The 13543-nt window shown below is 40.0% G+C and carries 11 protein-coding genes; 7 read left to right on the plus strand and 4 right to left on the minus strand.

All coding sequences use genetic code 11. The annotated features are described in order from the left end of the window. Positions 1–109: 109 nt before the first annotated feature. The 7 genes from CXF89_RS16840 (at position 110) to CXF89_RS16870 (ending at position 6380) form a co-directional block, all read left to right on the plus strand. Positions 110–457 carry a BufA1 family periplasmic bufferin-type metallophore gene (locus CXF89_RS16840; protein WP_008165743.1) on the plus strand — a complete coding sequence of 116 codons (348 nt, stop codon included), beginning with the start codon at positions 110–112 and terminating at the stop codon, positions 455–457. Then, on the plus strand, positions 447–1370 hold the full coding sequence (locus tag CXF89_RS16845) for an MNIO family bufferin maturase (protein ID WP_121955271.1): 924 nt from the start codon (positions 447–449) through the stop codon (positions 1368–1370). Before CXF89_RS16840 ends, CXF89_RS16845 begins: the two co-directional genes overlap by 11 nt. Then, positions 1370–2197, plus strand: coding sequence for an HvfC/BufC N-terminal domain-containing protein (locus CXF89_RS16850; protein WP_121955264.1), 828 nt, complete (start codon positions 1370–1372; stop codon positions 2195–2197). The genes CXF89_RS16845 and CXF89_RS16850 overlap by 1 nt, the downstream gene beginning before the upstream one ends. A gap of 24 nt (positions 2198–2221) precedes the next feature. Continuing rightward, complete coding sequence (locus tag CXF89_RS16855) at positions 2222–2770, plus strand: DoxX family protein (RefSeq protein ID WP_121955265.1); 549 nt, start codon at positions 2222–2224, stop codon at positions 2768–2770. Positions 2771–2952: 182 nt separating this feature from the next. Further along, positions 2953–4197, plus strand: a complete 1245-nt coding sequence (locus tag CXF89_RS16860; protein WP_121955266.1) for a cation:proton antiporter — start codon at positions 2953–2955, stop codon at positions 4195–4197. A 245-nt stretch (positions 4198–4442) separates the two neighbouring features. Beyond that, positions 4443–4844 carry a GNAT family N-acetyltransferase gene (locus CXF89_RS16865; RefSeq protein WP_374703128.1) on the plus strand — a complete coding sequence of 134 codons (402 nt, stop codon included), beginning with the start codon at positions 4443–4445 and terminating at the stop codon, positions 4842–4844. Between the two features lie 63 nt (positions 4845–4907). Next, a complete protein-coding gene (locus CXF89_RS16870; RefSeq protein ID WP_121955267.1) occupies positions 4908–6380 on the plus strand; it encodes a S41 family peptidase in 1473 nt (490 codons plus the stop codon). Positions 6381–6431: 51 nt separating this feature from the next. On the opposite strand, the gene CXF89_RS16875 is transcribed toward CXF89_RS16870, so the two are convergent. From CXF89_RS16875 to CXF89_RS16890, 4 genes are all read right to left on the minus strand, one after another. Further along, complete coding sequence (locus CXF89_RS16875; protein ID WP_121955268.1) at positions 6432–9365, minus strand: TonB-dependent receptor; 2934 nt, start codon at positions 9363–9365, stop codon at positions 6432–6434. Positions 9366–9606: 241 nt separating this feature from the next. After that, positions 9607–11733, minus strand: coding sequence for a glycoside hydrolase family 16 protein (locus CXF89_RS16880; RefSeq protein ID WP_121955269.1), 2127 nt, complete (start codon positions 11731–11733; stop codon positions 9607–9609). 431 nt (positions 11734–12164) lie between these two features. Continuing rightward, a complete protein-coding gene (locus CXF89_RS16885) occupies positions 12165–12956 on the minus strand; it encodes a sterol desaturase family protein (protein WP_121955270.1) in 792 nt (263 codons plus the stop codon). Further along, positions 12949–13543, minus strand: a 595-nt coding sequence (locus CXF89_RS16890; protein WP_145990832.1) for a CDP-alcohol phosphatidyltransferase family protein, incomplete at its 5' end; no start/stop codon positions are given. The genes CXF89_RS16890 and CXF89_RS16885, both read right to left, overlap by 8 nt.

Genomic DNA, 13543 nt, shown 5'->3' on the forward strand with positions numbered 1-13543 from the left:
ATAAAACGGCGATATTGCTTATCTCCATTGTGCTTGTTTATGAGAATGTGAATGTTTATTCGCATCCATTGATAAAACAAGAAAAAATATTTTAATCAGGAGCATACAAATGAAAAAAGTAAATTTAACTACGGCTTTATTAATTGGCGCATCAGCAGCAGTATTAAGTGCAGGCGCAGTAGCTGGTCCAAACAGTCAATTAACCGTTGCAGAAGGTGCTTCAGCAAAAGTACAAGAGCAATTTAAAGGCTGGGTAGCTGGTGATAAAGTTCGCGGTCGTAAAGATAAATGTTTTGGTATTGCTTTAGCGGGTGAAAATGATTGTAAAGCAGGTGCAGGAACGAGTTGTGAAGGCACTTCAACTACAGACTTCCAAGCTAACGCATGGACATATGCACCTAAAGGTGTATGTGAATCAGTTGTAACTCCTAATGGTAAAGGTTCGCTTGAAGGTTAATAAAGCAGGTTTTCCCCAGTGCATTGTTGCTGGGGAGCAATTAGGTGCAGGTCTTAGTTTAAAACCAGAACATCTTGACGACATTTTAGCTTTACAGGTAGAGCTGCCATCTACAAATAATAATCTTTGGTTTGAAGTGCATACAGAAAATTATTTTGTGGCAGGTGGTCCTCGATTAAATTATTTGAGAGCTGTACGTGAAAATTTTGATATTAGTTTTCATGGTGTTGGTGGCTCTTTAGGCTCTGATCATAAAGCTATGCTTGCTCATACTAAACGGGTAAAAGCGCTAATTGATGAATTTCAGCCAGTGCTGGTATCTGAACACGCTGTATGGTCTAAGTCGAATGGCAAATATTTTGCAGACTTAATGCCGTTACCTCGCACCCAAGATGCACTTGCGTCTTTAATTAATGGTATTGACTGTTACCAGGCGGGCATAGGTCGGTCAATATTAGTTGAAAATCCAAGTAACTATTTAGATTTTATAAGTGATATGGATGAACCTCAGTTTTTAGTTGAGGCAGCGAAGCGTACTGGATGCGGCTTACTTATCGATATTAATAACTTATATATCAGTAGTAAAAACACGGGTATTGATGCGCTTGATTATTTAAAGCAGATCCCTGCTGAGCTTGTTGGAGAAATTCATATTGCAGGGCACGATCCTGATCCAGCTCTTGGTCAGTCATTACTGATAGACAGCCATGCAGCACCGGTGGCAACGCCTGTATGGGATTTGCTGGAACAAGCAATTGAGATATTTGGTCAGCGACCAGTACTTGTTGAGCGAGATGCTAATATTCCATCGTTTGCAGAGCTTATGAGTGAGCGGGAAACTGCGCAAAGCTATTTGAATCAAAGCGAGTTACAAAGTCGCTTAAATATATCTCATAAAGAAGTGGTTCGCTGATGAGTACCAATCAATATATTGATGCTTTTACTCGCTATTTACGAACGGGCGATCCAGGTGCAATGGAGCATTTTTGCGAAAATCCATCGCACATTAAAAGATTAGCTGTGTATAGGAACGGGTTTTACAAAGGCTGCGTTGATGCATTGATAGCTAACTTTCCTATGTGTGAAAAAAAAGTAGGTAGTGAGAACTTTCGTAAAATGGCACGACTTTATGTTGACCGTTTTCCGCCAGAGCAGGGCACTTTGGTGGGATATGGATTAAGCTTTCCAAACTTTGTTGCAGGCTTGATTAAAGATAGTGAAATTGAAAATCAGCATATTTTTGAAGTCACTGTAAATCAGCTAAGTACATTAAGTTTATATACGAACTTAGTTGATATTGCGCATTTAGATTACGCGTGGCTAATGAGTTTGATGAGCGCTGATTCAACTGAAACTTTAACTATAGATTATGTTACTCAACTAATGGAACAAGGTACTGAGCTTACTGAACTTAATGTAAAGCTTAACCCCAGTGTACTGCTACTTAGTGTGAGTGAAGGCGCATTTTTTGAATGGATTTCGCTAAAAACAAATAATAATGATGTCGCTGTAACTAAATCCTCTACTGAGGATTTTATTATGTTATGGCGCTTGCAAGGTGCGGTGCAAGCCCGTTCCCTTTGCGCTGCTGAAGTTAAACTTATGCAGGCCCTACAAGGTACAGGTAGGTCGTTGGGTGAAGCTTTTGATGCAGCAATAACAGTAGATGAAAACTTTGAAGTGAGCGAAGCTTTTACAGCATGCTTACAAAATGAATTATTAGAAATCCAAATCAATTAGTACATTACAAGAGTAGGAACAAATATGGGCATGATAAAAAAAATACAACAACTGTACGTGCAGATGGGAGAGCAGTTATCGCGGTTCTTAGAGCCCATAGCGCTGTTTTTTCTTCGCTTTATGGTCGCTAAAGTATTCCTAGACTCTGGTTTGAGCAAATGGGATGGCTTTTTACAATTTAATGTTGATAAATACGACCTATTTAAATACGAATTTTTTTGTCCAGATCCTGTTAGAGAAGGTGCCTTGCAACTTTGTAACCCACAAACATTAGATTATGTTGATGGCTCATTTCTTGTAAAAGTAATTGAAACGCTTGCTGTAGTCGCTGGTGTTGTTGAGGTACTGCTTCCAATATTACTGATTATCGGTTTGTTTTCTCGCTTTGCAGCGTTAGGCCTTATTGGTATGACATTGTTTATTCAGCTTGCAGTTTTTCCTACACTGGATCATTGGATTAATCCGGCATCGTGGTGGGCTGTTTCATTATTAGTAATTTTTGCTCGTGGACCTGGCTTTTTATCTATTGATAAGTTGCTTGGATTAGACGCAAAACGTGCAGCTGCTAAGTAAGTTTTTGTATATTAAACGTTAAACGTAACCGGCAGACTAGTGTTATTTAGGTGCCGGTTATTATTTTAGATTAAGTAAACGAATACAAATTAACTCAATAAATTGTGCTGATTTAATATAACTAACCCCAGCCCTGATATTTACTAATAAAAATACCAAGTCATGCCTAATAGGAACTCCCAATGGAAATAGGATTACTCATTCTTCTTTTCTCAGTTAGTGCTTACTCTATGCTAGCAAAAAAACTCTCTACCACTATTATCACGGCGCCAATGGTATTTTTAGGTATTGGTTTTGCCGTATCTCAGGCTGGACTTATTAATATAGGCGATGCACATGAAACCGTGTATTTAATAGCAGAAATATCGCTTGTTGTATTATTGTTTTTAGATGCTTCACAAATAAACCTACGCAGATTAAAAAGGCAAAATACATGGCCTTTAAGAATGCTATTGATAGGCTTGCCGTTGAGTATTTTGATTGGTACAGGCTTTGCTTATTTGTTTTTTCCACATTGGCCTTGGGCAATGCTAGCCTTAGTTGCGGCAATTTTAGCACCGACTGATGCAGCTTTAGGTCAAGCTGTTGTTAGCAATGAAAGTGTCCCTTTAAACGAGCGACAAAGTTTATCCGTTGAGAGTGGTTTAAATGACGGACTAGCATTACCTGTTATTTTATTTTTTGCCAGTATAGTTGCTATGGAAACCGGCTCTCAAGAAAATGAAATGTCATGGTTAGTGTTTGGATTTAGCCAAATATTTATAGGTATTTTGGTTGGCGCATTTATGGGGTTCTCGAGCGGACGTTTATTTTTATACTCTGAGTCAAAAAAAATATCATCGACTATATATGAAGGCATTGGTGTTTTAGCACTTACCGGCACATCATACCTAATGGCAAGTTTACTGGGAGGAAATGGATTTATATCAGCGTTTGTTGCAGGTTTAGCCTTTGGTAATAGTGTAAAAGGCCATTGTCGGTTTATATACCAATTTACTGAGAGTGAAGGGCAAATATTAATATGGACTTCGTTTGTTATTATTGGACTTGGCTTACTTCCTTCAGCTGTTGAGAATTTAACTCTCCCTGTTGTTGGTTATATTTTAGTGAGTATATTTATTGTACGGCCTCTTGCTATTTACCTATCGTTAATTGGCACTAAAGCTAAAGTATTAACAAAAGTGTTTATGGGGTTCTTTGGACCACGAGGTCTTGCCACAGCGCTTTTTGCACTTATTATTTCTAAAGATATTTTAGGCCAGTACGGTCACTCAGTTTTAATTATTGCGATTAACGCTGTATGGATGAGTACTTTAATACACGGTATTGCAGCAGCACCTATGGCTAATTGGTACGGCGCTAAAATTAAAGTGCTAAAGGTTAAATCAAGAGAGCTCGCAAAACTAAAAAACAAAAGTAGCAATTGAACCAAAATAGGAACTCAGCTATGGTTTGTGCACAAATAGAATGAATTTAACGCGAGTGTTTTTGTAAACTCGGTTATGGCATGGAGAGCTTAAGTGAATTTCCCAGAGCTAGAAACAGCACGTCTGATACTTACTAGCTTATCAGTAAGCGATAGTGAAGCACTTCTAAATATCTATTCAGATGCAGAGGTTATTAAATTTACGATATAGAGGCTCATAAGTCAGAAGCCCAATCAGCCAAATTAATTAATTTTTTCAATGCTCGCTTCACTGAGAATATTGGTATTCGATGGGCTATTCGTCTAAAGGCTACAGGTAAGTTAATTGGCACTTGCGGCTTTAATACATGGAACCAAAAGATGAAAAGTGCTGGCATAGGGTACGAAATAGCTTCTGAATATTGGGGGTGTGGGTTTGCCTCTGAAGCATTACATAAAGTTATCGATTCTGCATTCTCAAAGCAACTACCATTCGGTGAACTATATCGAATTCAAGGAGATACTATGATTGGTAATCTTGCCTCAGAGTCGGTCTTGAAAAAACTAGGCTTCAAAGAAGAAGGTACTCGGCGTGCAAGTGGTTACTGGAAAAATGAGTATCATGACTTAAAGTGCTATGGGTTATTAAAGCCTGAATTTAAAAAGTAATTACAAAGTATAGAACTTACTCCTACCGCAACTCTATTTAGGTAAATAATTAAACGGATTTTTATGACTATAAAAACAAAAATAATCAACTATGTATTACTCCCAACTTTATTACTATCACCACTTGTAAATGCTGGACATGAGCAAGCTGTACCCACAACGCCAGAGCAGTGGCGCAGTGTTACAAATGGCGATATAGAAGCTGCTTACAGTATATCTGCACAAAATCACCCCGGTATGTTTGATGTTAATAACCCAACTTTCCCTGATTTATTAAAACAAGCAAAAGCAGAGGCGCTTACATTGTCGGCTCAAGCGAGTGGGCCGCAGGTTCATGTTGCGGCAATTGCTCGTTTTAGTACTGTTTTACAAGATGGCCATGCTGGCGCGTTTTCAAGCGTAGAGAGACCCGCGCGCCGCTGGCCAGGCTTTAGTGCTGTTTGGCGAGGTGATGCGCTAAAAGTGTATTACAGCGAAACCAAAAGTATTAGCAAAGGTGACGTTGTAAGCCAATGTGATGGGCAAAGCACTGATACCTTAATGCGTGAGAGAATATTTAAGTTTCATGGTGAAGTTGCACAACCTGGGCATTGGTGGCAGCAAGGTTGGCGGTTACTAATTGACGAGGGCAATCCATTTTTAACTCCTTTAAAAGCATGTGAATTTGTTAAAGCCAATGGTGATACCTATACACAAGTATTAAATTGGTCAGTAAAGCCTAAGTCAGCAAGCAAGCATTTAGAAAATGCTTATAACGGTGATGAACTCCCCATTGATTTAACGTGGCCTGAAAAAAACATTGGTTGGATTGCTATGCCTAGCTTTTCATCAACCGATAAACAAACTGCTGCCTACAATAAAGTGTTTGAAAAAATACAACAGCAACGTAGCAAGTTACTTACTGCAAAAGCCGTGGTATTAGATTTGCGCCATAACCAAGGTGGCTCATCTTATTGGAGCTCACAAATAGCAAAAGGATTATGGGGCCAAAAAGTAGTAGAGCAAAAAGCAAATAATACTTCTCAAAACACGCAAGTGTGGTGGAGAGCATCAAAAGATAATACCGACCATGTAGTGTCTTTATTAGAGGTTGTAAAAAATCAGCCTGAATTATTGAAAATATTTAAAACCGTCGCTGCTGGCATGGCTCTATCACTTGAAAATGATGCCCCGTTTTATGTAGAAGAAAAGACTAATACGCTAAATAACATACCACATACACCTTTAGTGAGTGACTTTAAAACTAAGGTGTTTGTTATAGTGCCGCCGCAATGTGCGAGTGCTTGTTTAGATGCACTTGATAAGTTTAAGCTTTTTGAAAATACAACGTTATTTGGTGCACCAAGTAGTGCTGATTCTATGTATATGGAGGTACGTTTAGCTGATTTACCTTCAGGCTTAGGCAAAGTGATTGTACCTAACAAAGTATACGTAAACAGAGCGCGAGGGGCAGGGGCTTACTACAAGCCGGATGTTGCGTATAACGGCATTGATTGGACAACCAATGTGTTGCTTGAGCAAATAAAAACGCTATAAAAAAAGCCGCTTGTTGTAACAAGCGGCTTAACCTTCTAACTAGGAAATAGTTTAGAACGTGTAACGTGCACCAATTGAGTAACGCGGACCGTATTGATTAGCAAATAAGAACTGCTCTTCGTAACGTCCGTAACCTTCTTCGGTTGCATTGTTTAAGTTTATGCCATCAAAAAATACCGTTACGTTTTCGTTTACATCGTAGTTAACGCTCATATCCCATTGGCCATACGCTTTAGCATATTGCGGAGGCGCATCAGCTGAACCTTGCGCTTGGCCAACACCAATTAGGTACGAGTCGCGCCATGCATAAGTAATTTTAACTGATAGGCCGTCTTTTTCGTAAAAGCCTTGGAAGTTAGCTGAGTCACTTAAGCCTGTAAGCGGTGCTTGTTGATCAAGGCTTTCGCTATCAAATTCAACGTCGCCATCTACAAATGTTGCGTTAACACCAACACCAAAACCGGTTTCACCAATTAAGTGCTGTACTGCAACTTCAAAACCATCTACCGATTTACTGTCGGTGTTTTGCGGTTGGCTAATATTCCATGTAATTAGCGGATCGTCGCTGTTTGGTTCAATAACGCCATTTGCATTGCCGTAACCGCTGGCAATCATTTGTGCAAAAATAGCGTCGGTTGTTGCTTGTTCACCACGTGATTCAATATCGCTTACGGCTTGTAAGTAACGAGGGCCGTTTAAAATATCGTGCAAGCCATCAATAGTAGTTTGCGTAATGGTGGTTTGAATAAAGTTATCAACGTCTTTTTTAAAGTAACCAACAGATGCGTAGCTGCCTTCTGCGTAGTAATACTCAAGTGATAAATCAAGGTTTGTTGATTCAAATGGCAATAAGTTTGTATTACCTTGGCTACCTGTACGAGAACCCGGTTTTGGGCTGCCTGTTAAACTACGGCCACCGGCTAAATTACCTAGTGGTGCACGCGACATTGTTTTACCCCAAGATACGCGGGCTACTACGTCTTCAGTTAAATCAACACTTACGTCGATTGAAGGCAGTAAAACATCGTAATCACCTTGTTGCTCTAAGAAGTTATCATCGCCGCCAGCAGCGTATTGCATGATCCACTCTGAAGCGCTGATCCAATTAACTTGATCTTCAACGCGTTGACGTACAGTACTGGTTACGTCTGTTTGCTCATAGCGTAGGCCTGCATTTACTTTTACGTAGTAGTTACTTACGTCAAACTCCCAGCTTGATTGAACATAAAAGCTATTAGTGATTTCTTCTACGTAGCTCTCGCTATCTATTCCGTCTGCGTATGCATTAGCAGCATATGCATCGCCACCTGTTACATCTGCCGTTAAGTAAGCAATTTGGCGTGCAACAGCTTCGTCAAAGTCATAGGTATAGTAGTAACCAGGTTGTAAGTCACTGCCGCCGCCATCAAACTGATCTAAAAGGCCTGATGTATCATTACGGGTAAACATGCCGTCTGGGAATATTTCTGTATATGATGGGTTAAAACCTGGGCCACCTACTAAACCACTCCACGCGGTGTAACCACCTGTGTTTTGTTCTGTACGTGATGCGCCAAATTTAACTTTAACTAAACCAATGTCATAACTTTCGTTATACCATGTTGTGTGTAGCTGTAATTGTTCAATGTTTGATTCACCCGGTGAGTGAGTAAACTGACTAAAGTTTGAATCAATTTCGCCAGGTGTTAATTCACTTGTGCCATTTAACCAATTAACTTGTGCAGTTGGTACTTCGCCCGTGCGGTAATCATAAATTTTATTAGCTAGCTGATCAGAACCTAAAATTACTTGGCCTGCACTTCCCAGCCCGTTGTCGGCGCCGTTATCGGTTTCGTTTTTAGAGTCGTGGTAATCAAGCTCTACGTGCCACGTATCGCTAATTTCCCAATCTAGGTTTAAACCAAGAGAGCGGGCTTTTACTTCTGTAGTGCCTTTATTAGCTGTGAATGACGCGTCATTACCGCTAATGTCTGCATATACTGCAGTACCATTTTCATCTAGTTCGTAGCCATTTATATTGCTACCAAAGTCGTTCCAAATACCCCAACCAATGCTTTGAGAGCCGGTTACAGCTTTACTTGCTGTGTAATCAAGTGTTGCTACAAAGCCATCGACTGGTGCGTATTGAAAAGTAACTTGCCCATTTGTACGTTCACGCTCTACATCTTCAATAGAGTAGTTCATGTCTTTAGGGAAGTAGTAGTTACCTGCAGAATCTGTGCGGTTATCAACTACGTTGCTGCTATCTAATTCAGGTAAGTCTACGTTTGCCTGCCAGCCTTGAATATTGGCACTTTGTTTTTGAAAGTCACGCTCTTGGTGCGAAAATGAAAAACCGAAACCAAAAGTGTCATCTACAAAGGTATTGCTGTAAACAGTAGAAAACTCTGGTGTTACGTCATCGCCAGCTTCGTTTGACGAGTCGTGGTTTGCTTTAACGGTTGCTGAAAAGTTCTGACCTGGCTTTTGAAAAGGTCGCGCAGTAGAAATATTAACCGTTGCACCTAAGCCACCGCTTGGCACGTCTGCACGAGCTGTTTTAAACACTTCAAGCGCACTTACGCCTTCAGAGGCAACGTTTTCAAGGTTATACGAGCGTGTATAACCTGTGCCCGGCATTTGGCGGCCATTTAAGGTAATCAAGTTAAACTCTGGACCAAAACCACGTACTGTAATTTGGCTACCTTCACCGTTAGCGCGGCTTACCGATACACCGGTAATACGCTGTAATGATTCTGCTAAGTTTGTATCTGGGAATTTACCCATTTCTTCAGACGAGATAGCATCTACAATACCCGAAGAGTCGCGTTTCATATCCATAGAACGAATAAGTGAACCACGAATACCTTTTACTTCAATAATTTCTACATCAGGCTTTGCTGATATGTCTGCTTCTGCAGCGATAGCTGTGTTTAATGTGCTCGCAGCAATGATGAGAGACACAGAAGCCGCAAGTTGGCTCTTTTTAAAATTGAATGTGTTCATAATAGCTCTGCTTTATAAAATGTTGTTCAAGAGTGAAGGTGCTGTGTAATACCAATTTTATTAAAAACATGATCATTCTATCGCATTAAATAACTCACTAACTGCGTTAAAAATTATTTATATAGAACAACTATATGTCAAAATTTCGCCTTGTTATTGTGCTATTTTCTTAGCGCTATAATAGATCTCTTGTTTAATGCAATTGGTATAAACACCTAGAATTTTGTCAGTGAAATCTAAATTATGGGTTTGAAATTTTTACATTATCAACACGATATACTGCGCCAGCACCTTGGCCCCAATTAGGAAAAATCATTAATACATCTATCGCACTTACATCTAAACCGGCAGCCGATAAGTCAGAAAGTGTATAAGTATATGTTTGCCATTCGTTTAAAGCAGGGGCAATGCCTTCAACACTTTCAGTAAGTGCAAGCTCTACGGCAGAGTCACCTTCGTTTGACTCAACTTTGAAAAACCATGGCGCGTCGGGTGTGCTTGGCATACTCGTAACTTTCATATCAAACGTAATTTGACCAACCGTTATGATAGCGCTTGCATCAAATGCCTCACCGCTTCCGCCAACAGATGTACGGCTGTTAAAACCCATTACTGTAGGCGTATCATTTATTGTAAATTCCGCTGTTATACCATGCTCTTCATCATCCATTGCTTCCACTGGCGTAGAGCCGCTACAGCAGTCCCACATTGGCCAATCAAGATTTTGAGTATCTGTGAACACATTAAGCTCTGGAAAATCTTGCGTGATTTTCACATCGTCTACTCTATAAACAGCGCCATTACCAGTGCCCCATGCAGGAAAAATCATCACTACATCAATAGCGCTAATATCTAAGTTTGCTGCAACAAGATCGGTTAATTTAAATGTATATGTTTGCCATTGTCCTACAACAGGAGCAATACCTTCAACGCTTTGATTAATAGGTAATTCGGCCGCAGTTGGTGCATCTCCTGCACTTTCAAGCTTAACGACCCATGTAGAGTTTGCATCAGCAGGTGCGCTAGTTACTTTCATTTTAAATTGAAAATACCCTTGTGCTAACAGGGGCGTAGCATCAAAAGGGGAGGCTAGACCCGCCTCATCAGTGATGTTTGCCGCTCTTGAAATAAAGCCGTTTACTGTTGGGTTTTCACCAACACTAAACTCAACTGTATTACCTTGCTGTTCATCAACAACTATTGCAGGAGTTGAACCTCCGCAACAATCCCACGCAGGCCAATTAATATTAAAAGAATCACCAAATATGGTTAATGGAGTAACTCCTCCTGCTATAGGAACTGGGGCATCACCCTCAAGTAAGGCATCGTCTAAGCTGTTGTAACCTGGACGAATGGTTTCACAACCTTTACCAGTATCAGGGTTCGATGCACATTGATAAACACGTACGTAATCAATAGCAAAAGTTTGGCCATTTTCAAATGCGCTAGCGTCTACACCTAAATCATTTACGTTTTCAGGCCAGTCACCGCCTACTGCCAGGTTTAGTAATAAGTGAAAGTCTTTATCAAATGGTGCGCTATCCCAATGCGTTGTAAGTTCGCCAGAACCTTGTTCAAAGTATTCTGCAAACCAACCACGATGTTTTAAGCCCGCAGGCTCATTTTTTGAATTATATAAAACCTCAGATTGACGCTGAGTTGCATAAAGGTAACCGTCTACGTACCAGCGAATTTCACCTTCTTGCCATTCAACAGCATACGTGTGGAAATCATCTGCTGGATTAGTATCTTCAGGGAATTTAAATTCTTTACCTGTATAGCTGTTATCTGGCCATGCGCGTCCGTAATGAAGGGTGCCGTGGATACTAGACTCTATACCGCCGTCTTCATCTGGTGTTTTGAGGTTTACTGATTCTAAAACATCTATTTCACCAGAACGAGGCCAAGTGCCGTAAACCTCATCAGTTGGTAGCATCCAAAATGCTGGCCAGCTACCTTGCCCTGATGGAAGTTTGGCGCGCACTTCAAAACGGCCATACGTAAAGTCGGCGTTATAGCGCGTATTTAAGCGCGCTGAAGTGTAAGGTTTTTCTGCACCTTCTTCAGCGGGTAGGGCAACAATGTTTAACACACCGTCTGCAATAAATGCATTTTGCTCGCTGTCGGTGTAACACTGTTTCTCGTTGTTACCACCGCCATCGCAGTTTAATTCATAGTTCCATTTGTTTGTATCAATGGCTGAGCCTTCGAACTCGTCGCTCCAAACCATTTGCCAATCTGAAACTGGCTCAGAGGCATCTACATTTTCAAAATTTGATTTAGTGGCAGAGTCGCCACCACAGCCAGCTAACGTAACTAAAGAGATAGCGGCAAGTAAACGTGTAATGTGCGTTGTTTCAATGTTCATAACTGAACCCCGGTTTCAACAGATTATTGTCAGATTAATTGTTTTTTGAGCTTTGTTTTTTCATGCTGTAAGCGCTTACATTTTGATATGTGTTTTGTAAGCGCTTACAAATGATATTGTGGAGTACGCAAATGGTCAACATATTTGTTTATTTTATTTACAATTAGTTTACGGTAAGACCAGTTTACCAATTTTAGATTGTATATAAATTGCAGTTTATACAATTAGTTATGTTGTTTGTGTTTTTTGATGGGAGCGTGAGCGGAATATTTTTTACGTCAAAAAAGTAGGAAAGGACTTAACAATTAAAAGGTTAGTTACAGGTATATTTATAGTATTTAAGGAGTATTTTGTTTATACCAATCTACATAAAAGCAATTTTAAGTGGATTGGTATTGTATGAGATAAAATATGCTTGTTTTTACTTGTTTTTACTTGTTTTTAAAAGGCATTGTAAGTAACCCCAAAAGCGACGCATTTTGCTTTTGGCTTGGGTATTCTTTTAAGCCAATATTTATATCTGCGTCGGTTTTTTTAGCTTTACCTTTGTAGCTACCAAATAATTTATCCCACCAAATTACACTAAAACCATAGTTTGAGTTAGTTTCGCTAATCACTTGGCTATGGTGAATTCGATGCAATATTTGCGTCATTAATATTAAACGCAGTGGTTTTTCAATGGCATTAGGTAAGCGTATATTTGCATGATTAAATAATGCTAAACCATTAAGTGCTATTTCAAATATAAGTACCGCAATGGCAGGTACGCCAAGAGCAGTTACTGCAATGAGTTTTATAAGTATGCTCAGTACAATTTCGATAGGGTGAAAGCGCAAGCCCGTACTGGTATCTACATGTGCATCGGCATGATGTACGCGATGCAAGCGCCATAAAATAGGCACTTGATGAAATAACCTATGCTGCCAATAAATTAATATATCGAGTAATAACATGCTCAATATAATAGTAACCATACTTGGCATGGCTATTTGATTAAATAAGCCAATGCCGTGCTCTTGATTGTAAAGTGCAACAGCGGTTAACCCAATGGGTACAACTAAGCGCGCAATAACTGATGAAGCAAACACTAACCCAAAATTAGCAAACCAACGTGTACTGCTTTTAATAGGTGCTTGGCGAGCAGGCTTTTGCCATTCAAGCAGCATCATTATAATTAAAATGCTAAAAAAGCAGCCGAGTCGCCACCATACTTCATTAGTCATTTATTACCTCTGAATTTGCACTGCTAGGCACGTTTTCAGCTGCTTTGTTAGCATCGGCTTCTTGTTGCTTAAGCGTGTGATAACCGCCATGTATACGGGTAAAAATAGTTATGCCACACGCAATAGCAAAAATGCTCGCCATAACTGCAAAGTGCTGCGGCCAAATACAAAATGCAATAAATAGCGCTATTGTTTCAGTGCCTTCGGTTAAGCCGTTTAAGTAGTAAAAGCTTTTGTATTTAAATTGCGGTTTTTCGAGTTTAAATTTTTCGGCGGCAATCGCAAAAGCTAAAAAGCTTGAGCCCGTACCAATAAAAGTGGCAAGTAATAACGATCCCGCTATCGCGTTTTGCTCAGGGTTTGTCAAAATAAAGCCAAGCGGAATAGCCGCGTAAAATAAAAAGTCGAGTGTGATATCTAAAAAGCCACCCGCGCTTGAACTTTGGTTTGCATAGCGTGCTAATGCGCCATCAAGCCCATCTAAAATGCGATTTAAAGCAATAGCAACTAATGCGCCGTACCACATTTCAAACGCCAGTAATGGCACGGCTAATAAGCCTACTAAAAAGCCTACCACAGTGAGCTGA

This window comes from Pseudoalteromonas sp. MelDa3, from assembly GCF_002863625.1.
GTDB classification, from domain to species: Bacteria; Pseudomonadota; Gammaproteobacteria; order Enterobacterales; family Alteromonadaceae; genus Pseudoalteromonas; species Pseudoalteromonas arctica.